This window comes from Pseudodesulfovibrio tunisiensis (assembly GCF_022809775.1).
GTDB classification, from domain to species: Bacteria; Desulfobacterota; Desulfovibrionia; order Desulfovibrionales; family Desulfovibrionaceae; genus Pseudodesulfovibrio; species Pseudodesulfovibrio tunisiensis.
Genome location: NZ_CP094380.1, coordinates 2,711,457 through 2,736,174 on the forward strand (window position 1 = coordinate 2,711,457; position 24,718 = coordinate 2,736,174).

The 24,718-nt window shown below is 60.6% G+C and carries 20 protein-coding genes and 1 pseudogene; 12 read left to right on the plus strand and 9 right to left on the minus strand.

The features are described from left to right. Nucleotides 1-93 precede the first annotated feature (93 nt). Nucleotides 94-564, plus strand: a complete 471-nt coding sequence (locus MPN23_RS13045; RefSeq protein ID WP_243544630.1) for a FlxA-like family protein — start codon at nt 94-96, stop codon at nt 562-564. Nucleotides 565-938: 374 nt separating this feature from the next. On the opposite strand, the gene MPN23_RS13050 is transcribed toward MPN23_RS13045, so the two are convergent. Beyond that, nucleotides 939-1,712 (minus strand): polysaccharide deacetylase family protein, encoded by a 774-nt coding sequence (locus MPN23_RS13050; protein ID WP_243544631.1) that lies wholly within the window; start codon nt 1,710-1,712, stop codon nt 939-941. Between the two features lie 7 nt (nt 1,713-1,719). Continuing rightward, a pseudogene (dapF, locus tag MPN23_RS13055) lies at nt 1,720-2,578 on the minus strand (diaminopimelate epimerase). A gap of 241 nt (nt 2,579-2,819) precedes the next feature. On the opposite strand from dapF, the gene MPN23_RS13060 reads away from it, so the two are divergent. Next, nucleotides 2,820-4,952, plus strand: a complete 2,133-nt coding sequence (locus MPN23_RS13060) for a Tex family protein (RefSeq protein ID WP_424450054.1) — start codon at nt 2,820-2,822, stop codon at nt 4,950-4,952. A gap of 68 nt (nt 4,953-5,020) precedes the next feature. Here the strand turns inward: MPN23_RS13060 and MPN23_RS13065 are convergent, their stop codons facing one another. The 3 genes from MPN23_RS13065 to MPN23_RS13075 form a co-directional block, all read right to left on the minus strand. Then, a complete protein-coding gene (locus MPN23_RS13065) occupies nt 5,021-5,335 on the minus strand; it encodes a c-type cytochrome (RefSeq protein WP_243544632.1) in 315 nt (104 codons plus the stop codon). 85 nt (nt 5,336-5,420) lie between these two features. Next, on the minus strand, nt 5,421-7,358 hold the full coding sequence (locus MPN23_RS13070) for a methyl-accepting chemotaxis protein (RefSeq protein WP_243544633.1): 1,938 nt from the start codon (nt 7,356-7,358) through the stop codon (nt 5,421-5,423). 86 nt (nt 7,359-7,444) lie between these two features. Further along, the gene (locus MPN23_RS13075) at nt 7,445-8,956 is read right to left on the minus strand and encodes an ATP-binding protein (protein ID WP_243544634.1); all 1,512 of its coding nucleotides are present in this window, start codon (nt 8,954-8,956) and stop codon (nt 7,445-7,447) included. A 213-nt stretch (nt 8,957-9,169) separates the two neighbouring features. On the opposite strand from MPN23_RS13075, the gene MPN23_RS13080 reads away from it, so the two are divergent. The 5 genes from MPN23_RS13080 to MPN23_RS13100 all read left to right on the plus strand — a co-directional run bounded on the left by MPN23_RS13080 (nt 9,170) and on the right by MPN23_RS13100 (nt 15,106). Then, complete coding sequence (locus MPN23_RS13080; protein ID WP_243544635.1) at nt 9,170-10,711, plus strand: YifB family Mg chelatase-like AAA ATPase; 1,542 nt, start codon at nt 9,170-9,172, stop codon at nt 10,709-10,711. Between the two features lie 82 nt (nt 10,712-10,793). After that, the gene (locus tag MPN23_RS13085) at nt 10,794-12,116 is read left to right on the plus strand and encodes an NfeD family protein (protein ID WP_243544636.1); all 1,323 of its coding nucleotides are present in this window, start codon (nt 10,794-10,796) and stop codon (nt 12,114-12,116) included. 16 nt (nt 12,117-12,132) lie between these two features. Next, nucleotides 12,133-12,894: a slipin family protein gene (locus MPN23_RS13090; protein WP_243544637.1), complete on the plus strand. Its 762-nt coding sequence runs from the start codon at nt 12,133-12,135 to the stop codon at nt 12,892-12,894. Nucleotides 12,895-12,907: 13 nt separating this feature from the next. Then, on the plus strand, nt 12,908-13,915 hold the full coding sequence (locus tag MPN23_RS13095; protein WP_243544638.1) for an NAD-dependent epimerase: 1,008 nt from the start codon (nt 12,908-12,910) through the stop codon (nt 13,913-13,915). 414 nt (nt 13,916-14,329) lie between these two features. Further along, nucleotides 14,330-15,106 (plus strand): ParA family protein, encoded by a 777-nt coding sequence (locus MPN23_RS13100; protein ID WP_243544639.1) that lies wholly within the window; start codon nt 14,330-14,332, stop codon nt 15,104-15,106. 48 nt (nt 15,107-15,154) lie between these two features. Here MPN23_RS13100 and MPN23_RS13105 read toward each other — a convergent pair whose 3' ends face one another. Beyond that, a complete protein-coding gene (locus MPN23_RS13105; RefSeq protein ID WP_243544640.1) occupies nt 15,155-15,577 on the minus strand; it encodes a hypothetical protein in 423 nt (140 codons plus the stop codon). A gap of 97 nt (nt 15,578-15,674) precedes the next feature. Between MPN23_RS13105 and MPN23_RS13110 the strand changes: the two genes are divergently transcribed. The 5 genes from MPN23_RS13110 to MPN23_RS13130 all read left to right on the plus strand — a co-directional run bounded on the left by MPN23_RS13110 (nt 15,675) and on the right by MPN23_RS13130 (nt 21,826). After that, the gene (locus MPN23_RS13110; RefSeq protein WP_243544641.1) at nt 15,675-16,604 is read left to right on the plus strand and encodes a ParB/RepB/Spo0J family partition protein; all 930 of its coding nucleotides are present in this window, start codon (nt 15,675-15,677) and stop codon (nt 16,602-16,604) included. A 154-nt stretch (nt 16,605-16,758) separates the two neighbouring features. Further along, nucleotides 16,759-17,775, plus strand: a complete 1,017-nt coding sequence (rfaE1, locus tag MPN23_RS13115) for a D-glycero-beta-D-manno-heptose-7-phosphate kinase (RefSeq protein WP_243544642.1) — start codon at nt 16,759-16,761, stop codon at nt 17,773-17,775. A 116-nt stretch (nt 17,776-17,891) separates the two neighbouring features. Further along, a complete protein-coding gene (locus tag MPN23_RS13120) occupies nt 17,892-19,208 on the plus strand; it encodes an ATP-dependent 6-phosphofructokinase (protein ID WP_243544643.1) in 1,317 nt (438 codons plus the stop codon). A 356-nt stretch (nt 19,209-19,564) separates the two neighbouring features. Beyond that, the gene (locus MPN23_RS13125; protein ID WP_243544644.1) at nt 19,565-20,635 is read left to right on the plus strand and encodes a GGDEF domain-containing protein; all 1,071 of its coding nucleotides are present in this window, start codon (nt 19,565-19,567) and stop codon (nt 20,633-20,635) included. Between the two features lie 165 nt (nt 20,636-20,800). Further along, nucleotides 20,801-21,826, plus strand: a complete 1,026-nt coding sequence (locus MPN23_RS13130) for a type 1 periplasmic-binding domain-containing protein (RefSeq protein ID WP_243544645.1) — start codon at nt 20,801-20,803, stop codon at nt 21,824-21,826. Nucleotides 21,827-22,234: 408 nt separating this feature from the next. On the opposite strand, the gene MPN23_RS13135 is transcribed toward MPN23_RS13130, so the two are convergent. From MPN23_RS13135 to MPN23_RS13145, 3 genes are all read right to left on the minus strand, one after another. Further along, nucleotides 22,235-22,642 carry a hypothetical protein gene (locus MPN23_RS13135; RefSeq protein ID WP_243544646.1) on the minus strand — a complete coding sequence of 136 codons (408 nt, stop codon included), beginning with the start codon at nt 22,640-22,642 and terminating at the stop codon, nt 22,235-22,237. Between the two features lie 10 nt (nt 22,643-22,652). Beyond that, entirely contained in the window at nt 22,653-22,907 is a 255-nt protein-coding gene (locus MPN23_RS13140; RefSeq protein ID WP_243544647.1) for a helix-turn-helix domain-containing protein, read from the minus strand. Nucleotides 22,908-23,096: 189 nt separating this feature from the next. Then, nucleotides 23,097-24,707, minus strand: a complete 1,611-nt coding sequence (locus MPN23_RS13145) for an ArnT family glycosyltransferase (protein ID WP_243544648.1) — start codon at nt 24,705-24,707, stop codon at nt 23,097-23,099. Nucleotides 24,708-24,718: the final 11 nt, after the last annotated feature.

Genomic DNA, 24,718 nt, shown 5'->3' on the forward strand with positions numbered 1-24,718 from the left:
GAACGGATGTTGTCCCCGCCCCTAAAGAAACATGCATGAACGTCCGATTTCAGGATATGCGCCGCTGTTGCCGAGCGGCAAAGGAGATTTTCCATGTCCATAGACAGCACTCTCGGGCCGCTGGCCAACCAGTTCAACGGTTCGCTTCAGGTCGAACCGCAGCCCGGCGAAAAGACCCTGTCCGAATCCGTGCAGGAACAGAAGCAGCCGGATCAGGGCGATCGGATTTCCCTGTCCCTTGAAGCAAGGGCCCTTGCCGCAGCCGAAAAGGGCGGCGATGCTTCCGCGTCCGCAAGCGGTTCGGAAAGCGGCGATTCCGTGCAGCAGATGATCGATCGACTGAAAAAGGAGATCGAAAAGCTGGAAAAGGAAATCAAGGAGCTTGAGCAGAGCAGCCTGCCCGAGGATGTCAAGGAAAAGCAGTTGCAGAACAAGCGCGCACAGCTCATGCAAATGCAGGAGCAGCTCAACAAGGCCATGGAGGAAAAGGCAAAGGGCGAAGGCATGGCCAAGGGCGGCGGCACCCGGGCTGCCGGGTTCGGCAATTCCGTGGGGTCCTTCTAGGAGAATGCCTTCGGCGACCCTCCCGGGGGGCCGGGCTCTGCCCGGACCCGCCAAGGAGCAAGGCCCCTTGGATCCCCATTGTGTCTTGAGAATTGGAAAAGGCCCGATGAATGCTCTGTCGAGACATTCACCGGGCCTTTTCCAATTCTCAAGACGGGGGGCTTCAGGAAAGATATTTGTTCTTCTCTCTTTGCCTGTTTCCCCCGAGTTCTTTTCTTCGATAGCGAAAACTTTCGCTCTTCCGCAGCTCCCTACGCCGCCAGACGAGCCGGACAAGTTCCCTCATCCCTTGCAGGCGGCGTAGAACCAAAAGGTTTCGGAGAGTCCAGAGAACCCCTTTTCAAAGGGTTCTCTGGTCGCCGAAGGCATTTTCCCTACAAAAGGTCGCCGAGGTGCACGGTGCGGCAGCTGCCGGAGGTGACGCCAAGGAGCAGTCCTGCCAGAAAGCGGAAGGCGGTTTCATTCATGAGCTGATGGTGGAGCATGATGCCCACGCGGCCTGTTTCGGACGCATTCACGAAATCCTGTTCCAGAGCGTAGCGAGCCTGAACCGGGTCGATTTCCCGCCGGGTGTGCAGGTCCACGTTCACGGACAGGTCGGGCAGGGACGGCGGGGTGGGAATTTTCTCGTTTTCGCCGGAGGAGCGGGAGACCGCGATATAGCCGAGGTCGGCCAGGGCCTGTCCGGTTTCCGGGTCGATCCGGTTCCACGGCGGGGTGAAGAAGGGCTGGAAGTCGTCGCCCATGATGGCGGAGAGCTTGTCGCGTCCGGCCTTGATGTCCGCGATCTTGTCGGCCAGAGGGCGGTCGCTGCCGAATTCGCAGCTCTTGCCATCCTTCTGATGGTTTTCATGTGCCCAGCCGTGCTGATGCCAGCACCAGAGGTCCCAGTCGCCGGTCCAGCCGCGCAGGGTTTTCCAGCTTTTCTCGTCCAGCCAGGAGGGCACCACGGCCAGACACAGGGGCGCGAAGTATTCGCGAAAGGTTTCGATCATGCGGTGGCAGTTGTCGTCCGGAACCCCGATGTCGTCGGCGCGGAAGAAGACGACCACGCCGGAAGGCAGGCTCTGGCCCAGGGACATGCCCCAGGCTTCCATGTTGATGGACGGATCGGACCACACAGCGGAAATATTGGGTTTGTTGTTCATAGTCACTTTATGAGCGGGCCAGGCCCAGGGGTTCGAGGTAGAGTTCGCCTTTGAACGTCAGTTCGGCGGCGCCTTGCAGAAAAACGTTGCCTTGTTCCAGAGATACGGTGAGCACTTCGCCGCCGGTCGTGGTGAGCCGGGCCGTTTCGTGTGTCAGACCGAGGCGGTTGGCCAGAAACTGGGTGGCCGCCGCGCCCGTGCCGCACGCGTATGTTTCCGCTTCCACGCCGCGTTCGTAGGTGCGCAGCAGCAGAGGTTTTCTCGTCCACGGCCTGGGCGAAGTTCACATTGGTTCCGGCCGGGGAGAAGTGATCGTGGTAGCGGATTTTCGGACCGAGGTCCATAATGTCCACGGCCTGCACGTCGTCCACGAAGATCACGGCATGGGGAACGCCGGTGTCCGCGAAATGTACGGTCAGGGGCTTGCCGTCAACGTTCAGGGAGATGTTCGTGTCGATGTCTTTCGGGGGGGTGAGCTGGACCTTGGCCTGTCCTGCGTCCGGGCCGTCCAGTATGACGCGGGCATGAATCGGGCCTGCGTCGGTGCCGAAAACATGCTGTGCCGGGGCCAGCCCGATGGCATGGGCCAGACGTGCGGCACAGCGCGAGGCATTGCCGCACATTTCGGCGCGGCTGCCGTCGCTGTTGTAGAAATGCCAGCGGAAGTCGAGGCCGCTGTCCTTGGGCGTCTCTTCCAGAAAGAAGACGCCGTCCGCGTGGATTCCGAAGGCCCGTGCGCAGAGTTTGCGGGCCCAGAGGCTCATGTCCTCCCGGGGAATTTCGGCCTCGCGGTTGTCGATGACGACGAAGTCGTTGCCGCATCCCTGCATCTTGTAGAAGGGGATGCTCCTGCCGAATATGCTCATGGAGTCACTCCGATGTCTTGCATGCGCCAAAAAGCCGCACGTCCGGGTCCGGCCGTGCGATGGTGACGCCCCGTCCACGGAATCCTTGTTGGAAACCGTGCCGTTGTCAAGTTGCACATGCAATTGTGGACCGGGCAGGGGTGGTTTCCTTTGTCCCGGAATCGGAAAAGAACGCGCTTGACCTGCGGCCTGTTCCGGCTGAAGTTGTGTTTCCATTGCAAGCCATCCAAAAGGAAGAAACGTGACCCAGACGCATATTTCCATGATATCCAGGGAACTTTCCCGCCCCGCCGGACAGGTGGGGGCCGTTGTCGACCTGATCCGCGAGGGCGCAACAGTCCCGTTCATCGCGCGCTATCGAAAGGAAGCCACCGGAGCCATGGACGAAGTGGCCGTGGCTGCCGTGCGCGACAGGCTGGAGCAGCTCGAGGAGCTGGACAAGCGGCGCGCCGCGATTCTTTCCTCGCTGGAGGAGCGCGGCCTGCTTACCGGCGAGTTGCGCGCTCAGGTGGAAAAGGCCCGGGACAAGGCCGGACTGGAGGACGTGTACCTGCCGTATCGTCCCAAGCGCCGGACCCGGGCGACCATGGCCCGGGAGCGCGGGCTGGAGCCGTTGGCCGATGCGATCTTTTCCGGTCAGGACAAGGATGCGGGCAGGCTGGCCCGGGATTTCGTGAATCCGGAAAGGGATGTGCCGGACGTGGCTGCCGCATTGGCCGGAGCGCGGGACATCGTTGCCGAGCGCGTGAGCGAGAATGCAAAGGCCCGGGCCGCCATGCGCGTGCTGTTCGTCAAGCGCGGTGCGTTCGTGTCCAGAGTTGCCAAGGGCAGGGAAGAGGAGGGCGCGACCTATCGCGACTGGTTCGACTGGTCCGAGCCGCTCAGGTCCGTGCCCGGGCATCGGGTGCTGGCCATGTTTCGGGGCGAGCGCGAAGGCATGCTTTCCCTGAGTCTGCGTCCGCCGGTGGATGAAGCCGTGGGTCTGCTCCAGGGCGGTGTGGTTCGGGGCCGGGGATCGGCTGCCGAACAGGTGGGCATGGCCGTGGAGGACGGGTACAAGCGGCTCATGGGCCCTTCACTGGAAAACGAGGTGCGCGCCGAGATCAAGCTCAGGGCTGATGCCGAGGCCATCCGGGTTTTTGCCGCGAATCTCCGGGAACTGCTGCTGGCCGCGCCGCTCGGGCAGAAGCGGATACTGGCGCTTGATCCGGGCTTTCGAACCGGCGCCAAACTGGCCGTGCTGGATGCGCAGGGCGCGCTGGTGCATCACACGACGATTTTTCCCACCGGGTCCAAGGGGCAGCAGGAAAAGGCCGCGTCCACTTTGCGAGACCTGTGCGCAAGATTCCGCGTGGAGGCCGTGGCCGTGGGCAACGGCACTGCGGGTCGGGAAACCGAGGCCTTTGTGCGCAGTCTGAATCCGGGCGTGCCCGTGGTGCTGGTCAACGAGTCGGGCGCGTCCGTGTATTCCGCTTCGGAAGTGGCGCGCCGGGAATTTCCCGACCTTGATCTCACGGTGCGCGGCGCAGTGAGCATCGGCCGTCGCCTCATGGACCCGCTGGCCGAACTGGTCAAGATCGAGCCCAAGTCCATTGGCGTGGGGCAGTATCAGCACGACGTGGACCAGACCGCCCTGAAAAAGGCGCTGGACGACGTGGTGTCCACCTGCGTGAACCGGGTGGGCGTGGACCTGAACACGGCCAGCGCCGAGCTGCTGGCCTACGTGTCCGGTCTCGGCCCGGTTCTGGGCCGGAACATCGTGGCGTATCGCGAGGAGAACGGCCCGTTCGCCACGCGCAGACAGTTGCTCAAGGTGCCGAGGCTCGGGCCCAAGGCGTTCGAGCAGTGCGCGGGATTTCTGCGTGTGCGCGGAAAGAACCCGCTGGACGCGAGCGGCGTGCACCCGGAGCGGTACAAGCTGGTGGAGTGCATGGCCTCGGATGCGGGCTGCACGGTCGCCGAGCTTGTGGCAGATGCCGATGCCCGGAAGCGGGTGCGGATCGAGGACTATGTTTCGGATGACGTGGGACTGCCCACGCTCAGGGACATCATGGAGGAGCTGGCCCGGCCCGGCCGCGATCCGCGCGCCGAGTTCAGCGCGTTTTCCTTTGCCGAGAACGTGAACGCGGTCTCCGATCTGGAGGAGGGCATGGTGCTGCCCGGCATCGTGACCAATGTGACCCGGTTCGGGGCGTTCGTGGACGTGGGTGTGCATCAGGACGGACTGGTGCACATCAGCCAGCTTGCGGACCGGTATGTTGCCGACCCCTCGGAAGTGGTGGCTGCCGGTCGGGAAGTGCGGGTCGAGGTGCTGGACGTGGACCGCAAGCGCAACCGCATCAGCCTGTCCATGAAGGGCGTTCCGCAGAACTAATACATATATGAAGGAAAAACCGCCGTCCGTTTTTTTCGGGCGGCGGTTTTTTCGTGCGTTCGCGTCGGCTACAGTGTGCCGATGTACTCGGACAGCGCCTTGATCTGTTCCGGGTCCAGCTTCTTGACCTGACGGGCCATGCTTTTCTTTTTCTTGCCGCCGTAGGTCCCGTCCAGATAGCCGTTGAGCTTCTTTTCGATTTCCGCGGCACTCTGGCCCTTGAGCGCCACGCCGCCGCTGGCTCCCGAGGTCTTGGCCCCGTCCTTGCCGTGACAGTTGCCGCATTTCTTGTTGTACAAGGTGGCCGTGTCCGCATCCATTGCCAGAGCGGAGGTCACGGCGAAAACGCATATTGCCGCCAGAACAAGACACATCTTTTTCATCGGATACCTCGTGATTCGGTTTCGGATAAGAATCCTTCCTGTTTCCAGATTGTCATACGATACCTGCTTTGCGCAAGCCTGTGGGTTATTTTTCGACCTTTTCGGCCTGTTCGGGCAGGGCCTTTGTCCGGCCGTTGATCCGGAACAGGCTGATGGTGCCCTGCAATTCGTCGGAATCACCGGACAGGGTCGAAGCTGCCGAGGCCACCTTTCTGGCTGTTTCGGCGTTCTGCTGCACGGTCCGCTCCGAGTCCTGCATGGATTTGGCCACAAGGGAGACGCTCCGGTTCTGTTCCTGCGTGGCCGCGGATATCTCCTGAATGAGTTCGGCGGTCTCCTGAATGTCCGGGACCATCTGCCTGAGCAGGGACGCGGCCTTCCGGGCAACAGCCACGCTGGACGAGGAGAGTTCGCTGATGCCTGCCGCTGCCTGACCGCTGCGTTCCGCGAGTTTGCGCACCTCGGCCGCGACCACGGCGAAGCCCTTGCCCGCCTCTCCGGCCCGCGCCGCCTCGATGGCCGCGTTCAGGGCCAGCAGGTTGGTCTGACGGGCGATGTCCTCGATGATGCCGATCTCCTCGGCGATCCTTTCCATGGCCTCCAGTGTCTGCTGCACGGCGTAGCCGCCATTTTCCGCATCCGCTGCGGCCTTCTGGGCGATTCCTCTGGTCCTGTCGGCGATTTCCGCTGTCTGGTGGATGCTTCCGGTCATCTGTTCCATGCTGGAGGAAACCTGTTCCAGTCCGGCTGCCTGCATGCTCGCTCCCTGTGCCAGAGAGTCGCTGGCCGAGGCCAGCGTGGTGCATTCCCCGGCCATGTGGTCCGAGACTTCCCGTACCTGCCGGATGGTGCCTTGCAGGTTGCGGCTCATGTCCGCCATGGCCGACATGATCAGGCCCATTTCGTCCCGGCGCTCTTCCACGTGCGATTGTCGCAGGTCGCCTTTCGCGATCCGCGCGGCCATGTCCGTGCATTTTTCGATGGGCTGCTTCACGGAGCGGTTCACCACGAGCAGGATGATGGGAATGGGCAGGACGATGACCAGCATCATGACCAGTCCCACTATCCACATCCCGGCCGCGACCATGGCTTCCTGTTTCGCGATGTCCAGAGCAAGCACAATGGTGCCGATCTTGCGGCCCCGGTAGTCCGGGACCGGGAACGCGCCCAGTCCCTTGCCCTGTTCGATGCTCACGGTTGGGGCTTCCATGCCCCTTGCCAGAAGGTCCGTGGCCGCAAGGGCTCTGGTCTCGGTGTTTTCCAGTCCGTATACCAGCACGTATTTTCCGTCCCTGACCGGATTGCTTTCGGCGTTCCGAAGCTTGGTGGTGATGGGAAGCAGCGAGGCGTCCATGTAGAGCAGGGTCTTCATTTTCCCGTCCTTTTCCATGGACTTGAGAATCTGGTCGAAGCCGATCAGCACCTCGACCGACCCCAGATGGGTTCCGTCCGGTGCGGTTATCGGAGCCATGCCCCGGATGGTGAATCCGCCCCGGCCCGGCTCAATGCCCTGCAAGGGCTTCCTGTCCCGGTTCACGTCGATCACGGTCTTGCGGAAGCCGGAAAGGTCGTCGGACACATCCACCCATTTCCCATTGCGTTTGGCCTGTTTCTCCCGCCACATGCGAACGAGGCTCCGGGCCGTGGGCAGGTGGAAGTGAACCTTGAAATCCGTGCCCATGGCCTCCCTGTAACCCTGCAGCACAGGAGCAAGGGACTGGCGAAGCATGTCCCGGGCCTCCTGAAGTCTGGGGTCGCTTTCATCATCCATGTTGCCGGTGTTGGCCACGTTGAACGCGGCAACGACTTCGGGCATCCGGCTGAAGAGCGAGGCCTGTTCCAGTGCATTCTTCGACATCTCGGTCATGGCCTGACGCGTGTCTGCGACACTGCCTTCCATGATCAGGGAGACAAAGGATTGCTTCAGTTTGTCGAACTGGCTGTTCAAACTGGAAAAGCCGATGCCGATCATGACGATGGCGATCGCCAGCAGCGGGAGGAGTATCTTGGCTCGAATTCCCATGGCAGACTCCTTTTGGGGCTATGGTCCACGGTTTCCGGAAGGAAAACCGGATTGACAATTATAGGAGGGGGCACACTGCCCGATGGCTAGCGGTGCTCGCGGACGCGTTCGGCATCGTTCAGGACATGGTCGAGCAGTTTTCTGGACATGTCGCCATAGACGCGGATCGCCCCGGTATCCAGGGGGATGTCCACTCGTTGCATGAGCAGTCGATCTCCGTGGTCGTGGATGTGGGGCATGACCCCGGCAAAGGAGAATCCGAGGTCCTCGCATGCGTCCGCGATCGCAGGACAGCCCGGGGTAGAGGCGGGCAGGAACGCATAGACCGCGTCCAGCCGCTTGCGTTGGCATTCGCGTGAGGCCTTGGTCAGCTCGGCAACGGTTTCCGGGCCGATGGAACGGACCACGATGAATGCTGCATTCAGCTCTTCGGGCAGGGGAATGATCAGGACGTCCGAGTGTCCGGACTTCGGAATCCCGTTTGTTTCTCCAAATGTTCTGGGGAGTTCCAGCCATTCGTGGATTTCCCGGACCATGTCCTGATGCCGTTGCGGAATGTAGACCGTGGCCGGGGTCCGGTCGAATGCATGGTAGTGGCTCATGACCGACCCTTTTTCCTGTTGCGTCGTGGCCAGTTCCCGGGCCTGAAGTCCGGACGCGGCAATGCCCATGAGCAGATTGCACGGCCGGGAGCCGAAGTATTCCTGCATGGCCTTCTGGGAAAAGGTGTGCGTGGTGACCGAGCAGTCGAACACGCCTGCGTCTCCGTTGTCCCGGGCCAGTGCGAACGCGACCTTGGCCATGCTGTTGGACAGTCCGGGGCAGCGATAGCCCGGATCGAGGAACGCAAGGCCGAGTTCCGGCACGCGTACTTCCGGATCGTGATACTTGAGGCCGACATGGCCCACCATGTTGCCACTTTTCGGGTCCACGGCCACGATGGACTTGAATTCTCCGCTGCGCACCTTTTCGGTCAGGGCGTCCGGATCGTACAGGAATGCCTCCTGCGTGAATCCGTAGCATCGCCATGCCAGTCGGCAGACTTCGGCCAGCTCCGGGATCGTGGCGGGCCTGATGTCCGCGTTGCGCACGGTGGGCCGCTGTTTTCGTCTGTCGGGTCGTTTCCGCGGAATCAGTCCCGGCGGAATGCTGCCGTAGGCGAGTTTTTTGGTCAGCCGGGTTTCCTTGCCCTCGCGTCCGTGCACGAAGAGTTCGACCGAGTCCACGCCCTGATGCATGAGCAGCATGCCTAGACCGGGCTGGTTCATGCCTTCGGGCGTGTCCGGCGTGTAGCGTTCGGCTCGGCTCAGGTCGAAGGGGATGCCCCTTTCGCGCAGGGAAACCACCAGACTGCCGTCCTGCACGGAAAATTCGAGATGGATGCGCTCTTCCTGATCCACGGGGCCGGAAAAGTGCTCCACGGCATTGCAGAATGCCTCGTCCACTGCGACCTTGAGTCCGAATCCTGCCTTTGGGGCCAGTCCGAGCAGGGCCGCAACCTGTTCGGCGCAGGCCACGGCCGAGCGAACCATGAGTTTGCTGACCGGGAGAGTGAGTCTGGCGAGGAAGAGGTGTTCGTGTTCGGACGAATGGGGCACGGGCGCTTCTCCTTATTCACTACGCTGAAAGTGGGATTTACTGCATGGTATCGCTTCACGTATAGGCTTGCCGCGTTTTGGTCAATGCCTTGCGCCATCATTGCCTCTCGACACCAGACAAAAGCAAAGTGCAATGAATATTTGCAGTGTTCCCGGTCAGGCTGTACAAGAATCCCTGTATTCGCGTTCAACATTCATCCGGTGCTGTCTCTCATGCTCGCAAACGTCTCCAGTTCAGCCCTCATGGGCATCGATGCCTTCAAGGTGCAACTCGAAGTGGATTTTTCCCGGTCCGGCCTGCCCGCCTTCACCATGGTCGGTCTGCCGGACGGCGCAGTGCGCGAGGCCAAGGAACGGGTCTTTTCCGCGCTCCGCAATTCCGGGTACAAGCTGCCACCCGCACGGGTGACCGTGAATTTGGCCCCGGCCGACGTGCGCAAGGAGGGCTCGGGATATGACCTGCCGCTGGCCGTGGCACTGCTCGGAGCTGTGGGCATGCTCCCGCCCGAGGCGCTGGAAGGGTGGTTCATGGCCGGGGAATTGTCCCTGACAGGCGAGTGCAAGGGCGTGCCCGGCATGCTGCCTCTGGCGGTCACGGCCCGGGCCGCGCAGGCAAAGGGGCTGATCGTGGCCCGGGAAAACGCGGCCGAGGCTTCGGTGGTGCAGGGGCTTCAGGTCATCCCGGCGGACAATCTCGGTCAGGTGGCGCGTTTTCTGCTCGGCGAGGAGGAAATCAGGCCCGAGCAGGTGGACATCGATACGCTCTGGGCCGAACGCCAGACCTTTCTGCTGGATTTCGCCGAGGTCAAGGGACAGGAACATGCCAAGCGTGCCATCGAGATCGCTGCGGCCGGCAATCACAACATCCTGTTTCTCGGGCCCCCGGGCAGTGGCAAGACCATGCTGGCCCAGCGCATTCCCACGGTGCTGCCGCCTCTGGAATTCGACGAGGCCCTTGAGGTAACCAAGATATATTCCGTGGCCGGACTGCTGCCCGAGGATCGCGCCCTCATGGTCACTCGGCCGTTCCGCACTCCGCATCACACCATTTCCGACGTGGGCATTGCCGGGGGAGGGCGGTATCCCCGGCCCGGCGAAGCCTCGCTGGCACACAGGGGCGTGCTGTTTCTGGACGAGATGCCCGAGTTCAAGCGCAATGCCCTTGAGGTGCTGCGCCAGCCTCTCGAAGATGGTCGGGTGTCCATTTCCCGCTCCATGGTCTCCCTTGCCTATCCAGCGGACTTCATGCTTGTGGCCGCCATGAATCCCTGTCCGTGCGGCTATCTCACGGACGTCCGCCATCCCTGCACCTGCACGCCGCTGGCCATCCAGCGGTACCGCACGCGCATTTCCGGTCCGCTCATGGATCGCATCGACCTGCATGTGGACGTGCCTGCCGTGCCCTACGAGGATTTGCGCCGCACCGGCCACGGGCTGGATTCCGCCACAATGCGCGAGCACATCCTTGCGGCCCGGGAAATCCAGACCCGCCGCTATGCCGATCTGCCGTTGCGCACCAATGCGGACCTGACCGGATCATCGCTGGAGCGTTTCTGTCCCATCGGGGACAAGGGCGGTGAATTCCTGCGTCAGGCCGTGGAATCCCTCGGCCTGTCCGCCCGGGCCTACACCCGGGTTCTGCGCATTGCCCGGACCATCGCGGACCTGGAGCCTGCGGCCGACATCACTGTGGACCACCTTGCCGAGGCCGTGATGTACCGCACCATGGACCGTGGCGGCGACCCCGTGGGGTAGGGCGTTTTTTCCCCTTTCATCGGCAATCCTTTCATGGTCTCCAGAATCGGTGTATGGTGGTACCAATCCGAGGAGGCCCGGCATGAAGAAAATCCGGTTGCTGCTGACTCTGGCGGTTCTGTTCCTGTTCCTTTTTCTGCCCCGGCAATCTCTGGCCGAGGCGGTTTCCGTGCTGGAAGTCGAGATTTCCGGCGCGATATCCCCGGCTTCCGAGGAGCTGCTTCAGGACGCGCTTGCCGAGTGCCGCGACAAGGGGCACGACCTGCTGCTTGTCCGGCTGGACACGCCCGGCGGCCTCGGCGAGTCCATGCGCAACATGGTCAAGCTCATGCTCAACGCGCCTGTGCCCGTGGCCGTGTGGGTCGGTCCGCCCGGGGCAAGGGCTGCGTCGGCCGGCGTGTTTCTGGTCGCGGCCTCGGCCGTGGCGGGCATGGCGCCGCAAACCACGATTGGCGCGGCCTCGCCCGTGGGACTGGGGGGCGAGGAGATCAACAAGACCATGGCCTCCAAGGTGGTCAACGACATGGAGAGCCTGGTGCGTGGCGTGGCCGAGTCGCACGGCAGGAATGCGGCATGGTATTCGGATGCGGTGCGCCACAGCGTGAGCATCACGGATTCCGAGGCGCTGGAAAAGAACGTGGTGGAATTCGTGGCCCGGTCCGTGAACGAGTTTCTGGTCAAGGCGGGGGAGAAGGGCATCCTGTTCAAGGGCAATACCCTGACCTTTTCCGAGGCCGATCTGAGCATGACCCGATTCGTGCCCACGTTTCGGCACGAGTTCCTTTCCTGGCTTCTGCATCCCCAGATCGCGTATCTGCTGCTTCTCGGCGGCATGATGGGCCTGTTCATCGAACTGACCCATCCGGGCACGGTCTTCCCCGGGGTGTTCGGCGGACTTTGCCTGCTGCTGGCCCTGTTCGCCCTGTCCGTGCTACCTACGAACATCACCGGGCTGCTCCTGATCCTGTTCGGGCTGGTGCTTTTCATTCTGGAGATCAAGATAACCAGTTACGGCATGCTCAGCGTGGCCGCCGTGGTCTCCCTGTTTCTCGGATCGGTCATCCTGTTTCGGGATGAATACGGCACCATCAGCATTCCCATCTCGTTCATCGTCTGGCCCGTTGCCCTGATCTCTCTGGTCATGATCCTGCTCGTCACTCTGGTGGTCCGCGCCCAGCGCAGACCGTCGCCCATGCGCGACGATGTGGTCGGTCTGGTCGGGGAAGTGCGTCAATGGGAGGGAAATTCCGGTCAGATTTTCGTCAGAGGCGAAATTTGGGCCGCAAAGGGGGCTCTGAGCGATTTTCCCCTTTCCCGCGGGTCAAAGGTCAAGATAATCGCAAGAAACGGCCTGAAGCTCGAAATCGTGCCGAAGGCTCAGGAACCCTTGCAGGACAAGGGCTGAGACAAAGGAGACACCCATGTATTTGCCTGCTGTCATCATTCTCGGGTTGGTTATCGCCTTTCTGGCGTCCGCGCTGCGTGTTTTGAACGAATATGAACGGGGAGTGATTTTTCGGCTTGGCCGCTGCATCGGTCACAAGGGCCCCGGACTCATCATCCTGATTCCGGTCGTCGATCGCATGACCAAGGTCTCGCTCCGCATCCTGACCCTTGATGTGCCGAATCAGGATGTCATTACCCGGGACAACGTGAGTGTGAAGGTGAACGCGGTGGTCTATTTCCGCGTGGTGGACCCGGTCAAGGCGATTCTGGAAATCGAGGATTTTTTGTTCGCGACCTCCCAGCTTGCCCAAACCACCTTGCGTAGCGTATGTGGTGGCGTCGAGCTTGACGAACTCCTGTCCCACCGGGACAAGGTCAACTCCCAGATCCAGACCATTCTGGACGAGCACACCGACCCGTGGGGAATCAAGGTGAGCACCGTGGAGGTCAAGTACATCGATCTGCCGCAGGAAATGCAGCGCGCCATGGCCAAGCAGGCCGAGGCCGAGCGCGAACGCCGCGCCAAGGTCATTGGAGCGGAAGGGGAGTTTCAGGCCGCATCCAAGCTGACCGAAGCCGCCCAGATCATCAGCGCGTACCCCGAAGCCCTGCAGCTCAGATATTTGCAGACCATGCGGGAAATGGCGTCCGAAAGCAGGACCGCCACGGTCATCCCGGTCCCGCTGGACCTTCTCAATATCCTGTCCCCGGGCAGGAAGGACACTGAAACAAAATAGGAAGAACCACGGAATGAAGATTCTTGTCACCGGCGCCGCCGGATTCATCGGGTTCCATCTGTCCCGGCGTCTTCTGGCGGACGGCCACACGGTTGTCGGCCTCGACATCCTGAACGATTATTACGACGTGAACGTCAAGCTGGCCCGGCTGGACATCCTCAAGCAGTCCCCGGCCTTCACTTTCGTCAAGATCGATCTGGCCGACGACAAGGCCATGGCCGATCTGTTTGCTGCCGAGAAGTTCACCCATGTGGTCAATCTCGCGGCGCAGGCAGGCGTGCGCTACAGCATCGAGAATCCCAAGGCCTACATCGATTCCAACGTGGTCGGTTTTCTCAACGTGCTGGAAGGGTGCCGTCACAACAAGGTCGAACACCTTGTGTACGCTTCGTCCAGCTCGGTCTACGGCCTGAACACCGAGATGCCCCTGTCTCCGCACAAGGGCGTCGACCATCCCATGAGCCTGTATGCGGCCACCAAGAAATCCAACGAGATGATGGCCCACTCCTACAGCAATCTCTACGATCTGCCCACCACGGGCCTGCGCTTCTTCACGGTCTACGGCCCCTGGGGCAGGCCGGACATGGCGCTTTTCCTGTTCACCAAGAACATCATCGAGGAAAAGCCCATCAACGTGTTCAACTACGGCAGGATGCGCCGAGACTTCACCTACATCGACGACATCGTGGAAGGGGTGGTGCGCGTGGTTGCCAATACGGCCAAGCCCAACCCGGACTGGGACGGCAACAACCCGGACCCGTGCTCCAGCTCGGTGCCGTACAGGGTGTACAACATCGGCAACAACAAGGTGGTCGAGCTTTCCGAATACATCGAGACCATCGAGAAGGTCGTGGGCAAGAAAGCCATCTACAACTATATGCCCATGCAGCCCGGCGACGTTCCGGCCACCGAGGCCAACGTGGACGATCTGGTGCGCGACGTGGGATTCAAGCCCGACACCACCATCGAGTACGGCATCACCAAATTCATCGAGTGGTATCGCGACTATTACAAGGCATAGTCTGTGATCCCGTGTGATCGTTCATGCCGTGCTCACGGCGTGAGTTGCAGCGGGAAAAGCGAGCAGACAACGGGGATGGTCTCAGGATCGTCCCCGTTTTTTTGTGCCTGAAACAAGAGAGAAAGGCCGGGTTTCCCCTTTTCCGACTCAGGAGGAATCAGGGGGGAGGAACGGAGTGACTTTGGGCAGAATTTCGTTGTTCGGGCTGATGCCTCAGCTCTGTTTTTTTTGCTTCCGTTGACGTGAAAAACGGTTTTGCATCTTGCCAAGATTCTGTTTTCGTTCTACCCACAGGGCAGGCGTACTGCGATTGTTTCACGTGAAACAGTGATGATCAGATCATGAGAATGTTTCACGTGAAACAGTGATCATCATCCGGTCAACGTTGACGACGAGCAAAGAGAGGGACTTTTCGTGGCTAGACGCATTGTCATTGCCAATCAGAAAGGCGGAGTGGGGAAGACCACCACAGCGGTCAATCTTGCGGCGTCCTTGGCCGTCATGGAGCAGAAGGTGCTTCTGGTGGACTGCGATCCTCAGGGAAACGCGTCCAGCGGTCTGGGGTTCTATCCTCAGGACCAGCGCGAAAACGTCTACTCCGTGCTGTTCGAACCAAAGAACATTCACAAGGCCATCTACGAAACCGGCATTCCGTTTCTGCGCATTCTGCCCGGTACTCAGAATCTTGTGGGGGCGGAACTGGAGCTTGTGGACAAGCTGGGCCGGGAATACTACCTCAAGGACCTGCTCATGGAGGTGGACGGGGAATTCGATTACATTCTGATCGACTGCCCACCGTCGCTCGGACTGCTCACGGTCAATGCCTTGTGCGCCGGGAACGAGCTTCTGGTGCCGCTTCAGTGCGAGTATTACGCACTGGAGGGCATTGCGCAGTTGCTTATGACGTACGAACTGGTGCGCAAGCGGCTCAATCAGGATCTGGACATCCTCGGCGTGGTGCTGACCATGTACGATGCCCGCAACAGGCTTTCCTGGCAGGTCAAGAACGAGGTGCGCAGGGCATTCCCCCAGCATCTGTTCGAGACCATCATTCCCCGCAACGTACGGCTTTCCGAGGCGCCGAGCTTTGGCAAGCCCGTGATCAATTACGATATAAAATCCAAGGGCGCGGAAGCCTATCTGGCTCTGGCGCAGGAAGTGGCGAGGAGTCACACCGTGGGCGCGGCATGAAAAAACGCCTCCCGAAGAAATCGGGAGGCGCTTTGCAGGGCGGGGCGATTAGTAGCGGCCTTCCTTGCCGGCCGTTTTCTCAGCCTGATAGGGCGAGCATTCGGCCTTGATGTAATCCTTGAAATGTTTTTTGACGATCTTGGCCTTGCAGGTCTGGCAGGTGAAGGATACCAGTCCGGCCAGATTGGCCGAGGAGAGTCGAAACTTGCGCGGTTCGTCGGCGGACCAGTCCTCGGTCTGGTTGCCGCAACATTCGCAGGTCACATCCATGTCGACAGGGTAGGGAAAGTCCCAGTACTGCTTGAGCAGCTCCCAGTCGGCAACGGGTTCTGGTTTTTCCGGCTCGGGCGCGGCGCAGCCGAGTTCCTTGGTGACGTGTTTCTTTACCGTGATCCAGGCCTCGGCGTTCAGCAGGGCTCCGATGAGGTTGCCGTGCTCGTCAAACAATTCGGTGACATGCTCATTGGACATGAAAATCTCCGGTTCGGTTGCGTTATACGTATCATCCGTCCGGGTTATAGGCATTCCGGCCCAAGGGGGCAAGTGCCAAACGCAAGGAGAGTTGCAGATGTCGTTAGGTAACAAGGGATTGGGTCGCGGACTGGACGCACTGCTCGGCGGCGTGCGCGAGGAAGAGGCCAAGGGAACGGATTCCTCGGAAATCCTCATGGTTCCGGTCTCGAACATCATTCCCAATCCGCACCAGCCCCGGCGAACCTTTGCCCCGGAGGCGCTTGAGGACCTGGCAGCCTCCATCAGTACGCGCGGCGTGCTCCAGCCCGTGCTGGTCCGGCCTCTCAGGGACGGCAGATATGAACTCGTGGCGGGCGAACGCAGGCTGCGCGCCTCCAAGCTGGCCAAGCTGACCGAGATTCCCACCCTTGTCAGGGAAATGACCGATCAGGAAAGTCTGGCCATTGCCCTGATCGAGAATCTGCAGCGCGAGGACCTGAATCCTGTTGAAGAGGCGCTCGGCTACCAGCAGCTGCAGAAACAGTTCGGTCTGAGTCAGGACGAGCTTGCCCGTCAGGTGGGCAAGAGCCGATCCGCAATTGCCAACTCCCTGCGTCTGCTCAACCTGCCCGAATCGATCCGTACCGCCATTCAGGACAACGAAATTTCCGCAGGCCACGGCAGAGCGCTGATGATGGTGGCCGAAGCCGAGCCCCAGTCGGAACTGCATCGCCGCATCGTGGAAAACGGATTGACCGTGCGTCAGGCCGAGGCACAGGCCGCGTTCTGGAAGGAACACCAGCGACTGCCCGGTGCGGAAGAGGTGGGCAAGGCCGGGACCGCGCGTTCCAGGCAGGCCCCCAGACCGCTGCATCCCCGTCTGGACGCATTTCAGGGCGCGTTTTCCCAGCAGTTCGGTTTGGAAGGATTGCAGATGAAGATGTCCGGAACGCCGAAAAAGGGCAGGATTACGATTCAGTACAAGGACGAAGAGACATTGCGGTCCTTTGCCGAGAAATTGGGGATCACATTTTCGGAGGAATAGGGCGTAGCCCCGCGGAAAACATGTTGCAGTGTTTGCGGTTCGTGATCCGCTCATGAGAATCCCGACCGGATGCCGGGCGGAAATCCATGTCGGTACAGGTGCTGATCATGTGCCTGAACAAGAAAAAATCTACAGCCAGGATAACGAAATAGATATGCCTCTCAGCAAAATCAGACAAGCGGTCAAGGCGCTGGCCGGACACAGGGTGATGATTGTGGGCGACCTCATGCTTGACCATTATCTGATCGGGCAGTGTGATCGCATCTCGCCCGAGGCTCCGGTGCCCGTGGTGCGTGTGCGCGATGAGAACGTGGTGCTCGGCGGAGCCGGAAACGTGGCCCGGAACATAGCAGCTCTGGGCGGCTCGCCCCTGCTGGTCGCTGCCGTGGGCAATGACCCGGACGGCAAGATACTGCAGGACCTGTGCGTTCGGGCGGACATTGCCACCAGACTGATTCGGGAATCGGATCGACCCACCACCAAGAAGACCAGAATCATGGCGCAAAATCAGCAGGTGGTGCGCGTGGATCACGAGCGGTCCGCCCCCCTCGGGCAGGATTCGCTGGATCAGCTCTTCAACTATCTGCAAGCCGAGATTGCGGAATATCCGGTCGTGATTCTGTCGGACTACGGCAAGGGGTTCATTTCCCGCGAGTTCATGGATCGGTTCATGGCGCTGGTCGCGGAGACCTCGCCGCGTCCTCTGGTGCTGGTGGATCCCAAGACCGTGAACTACGACCTGTACACGGGCGTGGACCTGCTCACCCCGAATACCAAGGAAGCCGGAGAGGGCGCGGGCATTCTCGTGGATGGCCGGGCATCCGTGGTGCGTGCCGGGGAGCTGCTCTTTGATCGGCTGGACTGCCACAACCTGCTCATCACCCTTGGCGGCGACGGCATGGCCCTGTTCGAGGGACGCGACCATGTGTGCCGGATTCCGACTTTTGCGCAAAAAGTGTTTGACGTTACTGGTGCCGGGGATACGGTTATTGCAACTGTGGCCCTGGCCCTGTCTGCCGGAAGCGACCTGCTTACCGCCTGCACCGTGGCCAATTATGCCGCAGGTATCGTGGTGGGGCAGGTCGGTGCCGCCTCCACCTCCCGTTCCGAGTTGCTCGAAGCGGTGAACGAGCTGCCGGAACCGAGCATCGAGCAATGGAAAAGCGCTTGATGAACACAATTCATTGCAACAGATATCACGCATGAATTCTGCTGTTTGGCTGTTTTCCGCAATGTTCTTCAATTCATTCTGAGCCAACCGGAGCCCGTGCGTGTCAGGAGGCGTGAATGTCCAGGAAGCCCATTTGCATAGACACGGAAATTCCGAATCTCGGCACGGCCAAGATTCCCAATCCCATGACGCCTGTACGGTTCACGGATGACAGCAAGCCCATCAAGCTGATGCTGACGTCCGAAGAATTGTCCGAACTGGATGCGGAAACGCTTCCTTTGAAAATGGAAAAGGCCGGGCCGCGCGAAAAGCTGTATTTCGACCCGTCCAAGACCAAATGCGCCATCGTCACCTGTGGCGGCCTGTGTCCCGGCATCAACGACGTGATTCGCGCCGTGGTCATGGAGGCCTTCTATCATTACGGAATCCGCAGCGTGCTCGGCATCCGTTTCGGTCTGAAGGGATTCATTGCGGAGCACGGATACAGCGTCAAGGAACTGACTCCCGAGGCCGTGTCCTCGATCCATCAGTTCGGCGGAACCATTCTCGGCTCGTCGCGCGGGCCGCAGTCGCCCGTGGATATCGTGGACTCCCTCGAACGCATGAACGTGAACGTGCTGTTCATGATCGGCGGCGATGGCACCATGCGCGCCGCTTCCGGAATTGTTGACGAAATCTCCAAACGCAACCGCAAGATTTCCGTGATCGGCATCCCCAAGACCATCGACAACGACATCAATTTCGTGTCCCGCTCCTTCGGCTTCGACACGGCCGTGGAAAAGGCCACCGAGGCCATCCAGTGCGCACATGTCGAGGCCACGGGCGTCGACTACGGCGTGGGACTGGTCAAGCTCATGGGCCGCGAATCCGGATTCATTGCAGCACAGGCCACACTGGCGCTTCAGGAAGTCAATTTCGTGCTCGTCCCGGAAAGTCCCTTTGAACTGGAAGGGGAGAACGGGTTTCTCGCCGCTCTGGAGCGCCGTCTGGACTGCCGTGGGCATGCCCTGATCGTCTGCGCCGAGGGCGCGGGCCAGAATCTCGTGGAGGGAACCCGGGAGCGCGACGCCTCGGGCAATCCCGTGCTCGCGGACATATGCACCCTGCTCAAGAAGCGCATCAAGCAGCACTTCAAGGACAATGGGCGTGATCTGGTCATGAAGTTCATTGATCCGAGCTACATCATCCGGTCCGTGCCTGCCAATGCAAATGACCGCATCTACTGCGGATTTCTGGGCCAGAGCGCGGTGCATGCCGCCATGGCCGGGAAGACCGGCATGGTCGTGTCCCTGCTCAAGTCTTCGCTCGTGCATCTGCCGCTGCCGCTGGTCACGGCCAAGCGCAAGAAGCTCAACCTCTCCTCCGACTACTGGCGATCCGTGGTGGAAACAACCGGACAGGCAGGCTATTTCGCTTGCCGGAATGGAAAGTGATGCTGCCTTTGGCAGCATGGGGAGATGTGGAAAAATCATTCAAGGGAAACAACCCAAAAAAGAGAATCCTTTGGACCACCTGTTTCGGGAATTGAAAGAGCCCGGAGGCATGTCCCGGCAGGGCATGACTCCGGGCTCTTTCAATTCCCGAAACGGAATGGGGATCCAAGGGGCCGTGCTCCTTGGCGCGTCCGGGCAGGGCCCGACCCGCCCCCGGGAGGGTCGCCGAAGGCCCTTCAAAGATGAAATTCCGCAAATCTGTCTCTTTACCGGCATTGTGAAACTTGCCATAGTGATTTGTGGAACGAATCCATAATCCGTGGAGTGCCCGTACCTTCGCTGCAGGAGATGCTCATATGATGAAAAATTGCAATGGAATGGGAGAACTTCCCAACATCCTGAAGAATTTTGGCATAGATGCGGACCCGGATTGGCTGGCGATAGTGCTTTTCGTTCGCAACATACTTCGGCAGTTGAGCGTGTATTCGGACGAGAAGAAGGGCGAGATTCAGCGCGAGATGTTTGCCGAATTGGCGCGCAAGGATTTTTCCCGGGAACATTTCGAGCAGGTGCTGGCCATGCTGGACATGTACCTGATGCAGACCATCGGCACATTGGAGCTGGAAAAGGCACTGGCCGAGGAAAAGCGTGCCGCGACCCGATTGCTCAATGAGATGAATGAGGTCATCGGGTCCATGCAGGGCGCAAGCGAACGCCAGAATCGCAAGCTGGATGCGTTCAAGGAACAGACCGTGGACGTGATCGAGGCGGGCGGGGATACGTCGTTTATCGTCTCCAAGGTTCGGGACATGTTTCAGGAACTGATTATTGAATTTCGCGAGGAATCGCGGGAGCTTCAGGCAAAAGCTCAGATGCTCGAACGCACCGCGAATTTCGATCCGCTGCTCACGGAGCTGCGCAACCGCCGTGCGTTGGACGCCTACCTGCACGATTCGGTGCTGTCCCAGCGCAAGCAGCCCGCACCCTTGAGCATGATGCTGATCGACGTGGACCATTTCAAGAACGTGAACGACACCCACGGGCATCAGGTCGGGGACGACGTGCTCAAGGCGCTGGCAAGGATCATGGCGACCCATGCCGTGCAGTATCAGGGCTTTTCCGCTCGGTATGGAGGCGAGGAACTGGTCGTGGTCATGCGCAACATGCCTTTGGACAGGGCCGTGCTCAAGGCCGAGGCCATCCGTGCGGACGTGGAGCACTACGACTTTCGCGTGCGTTCCGACGGCCAGCTCGGGGAGCGTCCCATCCAGTTCACGGTGAGCATCGGTGTGGCCCAATGGCAGAAGGGGTGGGACAGCAGCGACCTTGTCCGGGCTGCGGATTCCGCCATGTACACGGCCAAGCGGTCGGGCCGGAATCGGGTCGTCGCCTATGAGAAAGAAAGCAAATCGATAAGTGTCGATTGACTCTATTCCACTGACAGTAAAGGCTGACGATTGGTTCCGATGCATTTTCATTCCCTTGCCTTCCGGATGCGAATCCTCTTGAGTCCCGGATGCTGGGGCCTTGCTTTTTTCTGTCTGTTCCCAATTCACGCCCTGGCAGGGCAAGGGAATGCGCCGGAGATTGCCGTGCTGCATTCCGGGGCGCTGAATTCGTTCTGGGCCGAAAATCTGGTACAGGGGCTTGCCCGGGGCATCGGGCCGGGCGCGATCCTGCGCCGGGAGGCTCTGGACGCGGACAGGGGAGAGGACGAGGAGTATTTCGATCTGCAACACGATCGGCTCAGGACGACCTGCGCCGCTTGGACACCGGATGCGGTCGTGGCAGACGGAGCTGCCGCATTCTCGTTTCTGGTGCGCCATCGGGACGATCTGTTTGCAGATGTGCCCGTGGTTTTCTGCAACATGGAAAGACCGTCCGCGGATTGGATGGCATGGTGCGGCGACTGCACGGGCGTGATCGAAAGCCCGGACATGGGCGCCGCGCTTCAGGCCGTGGTCGCCATGCTGCCGGAAACGCGACTGATTGCGGTGATCACGGCAGAGACCGTGAAAGGGGCTCGATTGCGTCGGGAAGCGGCACGGGCCTTTGCCCCCTGGGCCGATCGGATCGAGTTGAGGTTTCCCGGCCATGAACCGGGCCGACGACAGAAACTTTCCGGAGCCGGACTGCTGGAGATCGTGTCCAGCCTGCCGAGCCGCAGTGCAGTGCTGTATTGCGGCTTTGGCGATCCCGCAACGACCGGGCATGGTGAGCCCATGGTCGGCAAGATTGCCCGCGAGTCCAGAGCCCCGATCTTCGCCCTGTTCGGGCATGATTTCGGTCAGGGACCAGCCGGAGGCGTTATCGCGGACGGAATCGGTCAGGGCAGGGCCGTTGCCGAGGTGGTTCGGCGCATCCTGAACGGCGAACAGGCTTCGGAAATCCCGGTGAACACGGTGCGCCCGCAGCCTGTCTATGATCTTGCCGCGCTGGCGCGGTACGGACTGGGCAGGGCAAACCTGCCGGCCAACAGCCGAACCGTGAATCCGTTGCCGCTTCCTGAAACGGATGATGACGGGGCAGGCATGACATGGGTGCCGGGGCTTGGTTTGGCCTTTGGCGTGTTCGTGCTGACTCTGACAGCGGTGCGCCGTTTACGCAGGAAATCCTGATACTTGGAAAATCCCGATACTGCCCGCATGGGCCAGAGCGGCAAGGGCGACCGCAGCCGAGCCCACGACAACCATGTCTGTTGTAGTACGTTGGATATCTTTGTGGGGCGCCGCGAATTCGTGGGTTGTGCATGCCGACGTATAGCGGTGGTGGGCAAACCGGATCATGGTGACTCCTGCAGCAAAAGGGGTTGCAAAGTCGAATCAGCATGCCTGATTGCTGTTACGAAACCGAGACGAATGCATGGACCTTGGACAACAAGTTGTTCCTTGGGCGAGGAAGGAATTTTCGGCTTCGTGAGCCGATGCATGGACTGCCCCTTGGCCAACAGGGTGGGCGGAGTGTCGGCAAAACGAAACGGGCCACCTTCTGGCGGCCCGTTTCGGAAAAGGATGCGGAGTGCGGAGCTATTCGTTGGCGGCGAGCTGGCGGCGGAGCTGTTCCGTGACCTGGGAGCTTTCCTCCTTGCGTTCCGAGGCAAGGGCAAGGGCAAGCAGTTCAAAGAGGTCGTCGGTGTCGAGTTGCAGGCGCAGGGAGCCGTTCGAGGCGATGCAGGAGTGGTCGTTCATTTGCAATTCATAGGCCCGTCGTTCCCGGGAATGGCCAATGGCGGAGTTGATGCTGTAGCCGAGGTGCTCGTCTTCGGTCTGATACAGCTTTTCAATGGTCAGCATTCCCGTGGACTCGTCGAAAAACATTTCCTCGCCGATGAGGTGGCCGGTGATCGGCAGATCATCCCCGAAATCGTTGCGAAGCCTGACCTTCATGATCGGGTCAGTGCCGAACTGACCAGTGTCCGTGCCGTGTTTTCCCATCCTCGCCTCCTTACTCCATAGGCAGTTTGTACTGCCGAGGGTCTTTGTCCCGTTTTTTCCGGCCGGGACTCGACTCCCGCAAACCCCGCTCGATATATTCCATCAGGGCGGACTCGGGCACGCGCCACTGGGTGCCGATCTTGATCGCCCCGATGCTTCCCTCGGACACGAGCCGATAGGCCGTGCGCGGATGTACGCGCAACAGGTCGGCGACCTCCCGCACGGTCAGCAGTTTCGGCGTCCTGGAAGTGTCGTGTTTGTCCATAATGCCACAGTCCGACTATTCTGATTCATCCATTGTCACAGGGTGTCATGAATTGTCAACAGAATGCATTGTGGCGCATTGAAATCTAGATATACTCTACAAAATGCAAAAGATTTAACATCCCGGACGGCTGTGGAAACCGTCCGAGGATGTACCATGTTCGGGGCTGAAAAATAATAGGGGGAATTCCTAATATCGTCCCGGATGCTCGGGCCAGTATCCTGTATAGCCATAGCACAGGTACAGGGTGAACTTTCTGGCCGGGCGGCCATTGTACGTGGTGGTTATGTACATGGGTTCCGAAATCTTGCGGAACATTTTGGCCACTTCGGGATGCGAGCCGGTGTGGTGCTTGCGCACGAAGACCGCGTCCCAGCCCTTCCTGTCCTGCGGACCGGGCCACAGGTCGTACTGATTCATGCGGCGGTCATCGATCCACGCGCAATAGGCGCGCTTCTGGCCGGGCACGTAGAAGGACAGTTCCGCGGTCATGTCGTACAGGTCGCTGAAGAAGAAGACCTTGGACGGGTCCTTGAATTTGGTTTCCGCCAGCTCGCCCACGGTGTCGCCGAGTTCCTGCCAGCCCTTGAGCCGGTGCGTGATGTTCAGGCTGTCCGGCAGGGGCAGGACGTGGTAGCTGAACGCCAGCGTCAGGATGATCAGACTGGCCCAGGTGAAGCCGCCTGCCCATTTCCGGGCCTTGCTGCGCGATGCGGCCATGTAGCGCGTCAGGGTGAAGGCGGCCAGAATGGCCCCGGCAACATAGGAGACCGTGGTCCAGTTGGGCATGACCTTGGCGTGGAAGCTCCAGGCCAGAAAGAAGAGCCACATGGGCCAGAAGAACACGGACAGGATGATGGCCTGCCGCTTGTCGGGCTGGCTTTCGTTGTGGGAGCTGCGGTTGCTGCGGAAGTCCAGCGCCTGCCGCACGGCCGGTACGCCCGCGATGAAGGCGAAGACCAGCCACCATGGCAGCGCCAGACCGAGCTGGGACCCGAAGTATTCCGGGAACCGGTCGAACCGGATGAGTTGGGCCGCCTGCTTGCCCTTGACCCCGATCAGGTAGAACACGTGCTTGTAGCCCACGAAGTCGTTCTGCATGTTCCAGATCAGGGTGGGCAGGAAGCCGATGATCACGCCTGCGGTCAATGCCAGCAGCAGCCGTCGCCAGTAGCGTTGTGGCAGCAGTTGGCTCACGCTCATGATCAGGGCCGAGACCACGGCCAGTCCTGCGAAGCCGAGCATGGTGTACTTGGCCAGTATGCCGAGACCGAAGCTCGCGGCCATGACCACGAAGGGCACGGTCCGGGGCTGGCCCGGCCCGTGGAATATGGATTCTCTGGGCAGGGCGGACTGGTACAGGCTGAACAGGCACACGGTCCAGAAGAACACGAACGAGTTGTCCGTGGTCATGAGCAGGCCCAGCGCCACGAACAGGGGCATGGTGTTGAAGATCAGCAGGGTTGCCGCGGCCACCACGGGTTTGCGCCAGTACTTGGCGATGCAGTAGAACAGCACGCACTGGGTCATGACCGACCCGATGATGGAGCCGAACCGCACCCCGAGTTCGGTATTGCCGAACACCGAAGTCCATGTCTTGATGATCAGGGCGATGAGCGGGCCCTTGGAATAGTAGGTGAGCTGGAGGTTTCGGGTCCAGTCCCAGTACTGGGCCTCGTCCTGCACCAGATTGAGCTGGCCGGACGCCACGAACGCGATCCGGGCCAGAGTCGGCAGGACAATGAGGCACAGCGCCCAGAGCGCCGGGTGTTTTTCGATGCTTTTCAATATGCTGGACACAACGGCTCCGT

Bases quoted from the DNA above. Each gene is read 5' to 3' on its own strand.
- MPN23_RS13045 (WP_243544630.1), top strand. From the start codon at position 94: ATGTCCATAGACAGCACTCTCGGGCCGCTGGCCAACCAGTTCAACGGT.
- MPN23_RS13050 (WP_243544631.1), bottom strand. From the start codon at position 1,712: ATGAACAACAAACCCAATATTTCCGCTGTGTGGTCCGATCCGTCCATC.
- MPN23_RS13065 (WP_243544632.1), bottom strand. From the start codon at position 5,335: ATGAAAAAGATGTGTCTTGTTCTGGCGGCAATATGCGTTTTCGCCGTG.
- MPN23_RS13070 (WP_243544633.1), bottom strand. From the start codon at position 7,358: ATGGGAATTCGAGCCAAGATACTCCTCCCGCTGCTGGCGATCGCCATC.
- MPN23_RS13080 (WP_243544635.1), top strand. From the start codon at position 9,170: ATGCTCGCAAACGTCTCCAGTTCAGCCCTCATGGGCATCGATGCCTTC.
- MPN23_RS13085 (WP_243544636.1), top strand. From the start codon at position 10,794: ATGAAGAAAATCCGGTTGCTGCTGACTCTGGCGGTTCTGTTCCTGTTC.
- MPN23_RS13090 (WP_243544637.1), top strand. From the start codon at position 12,133: ATGTATTTGCCTGCTGTCATCATTCTCGGGTTGGTTATCGCCTTTCTG.
- MPN23_RS13095 (WP_243544638.1), top strand. From the start codon at position 12,908: ATGAAGATTCTTGTCACCGGCGCCGCCGGATTCATCGGGTTCCATCTG.
- MPN23_RS13105 (WP_243544640.1), bottom strand. From the start codon at position 15,577: ATGTCCAATGAGCATGTCACCGAATTGTTTGACGAGCACGGCAACCTC.
- MPN23_RS13110 (WP_243544641.1), top strand. From the start codon at position 15,675: ATGTCGTTAGGTAACAAGGGATTGGGTCGCGGACTGGACGCACTGCTC.
- rfaE1 (WP_243544642.1), top strand. From the start codon at position 16,759: ATGCCTCTCAGCAAAATCAGACAAGCGGTCAAGGCGCTGGCCGGACAC.
- MPN23_RS13120 (WP_243544643.1), top strand. From the start codon at position 17,892: ATGTCCAGGAAGCCCATTTGCATAGACACGGAAATTCCGAATCTCGGC.
- MPN23_RS13125 (WP_243544644.1), top strand. From the start codon at position 19,565: ATGATGAAAAATTGCAATGGAATGGGAGAACTTCCCAACATCCTGAAG.
- MPN23_RS13135 (WP_243544646.1), bottom strand. From the start codon at position 22,642: ATGGGAAAACACGGCACGGACACTGGTCAGTTCGGCACTGACCCGATC.
- MPN23_RS13140 (WP_243544647.1), bottom strand. From the start codon at position 22,907: ATGGACAAACACGACACTTCCAGGACGCCGAAACTGCTGACCGTGCGG.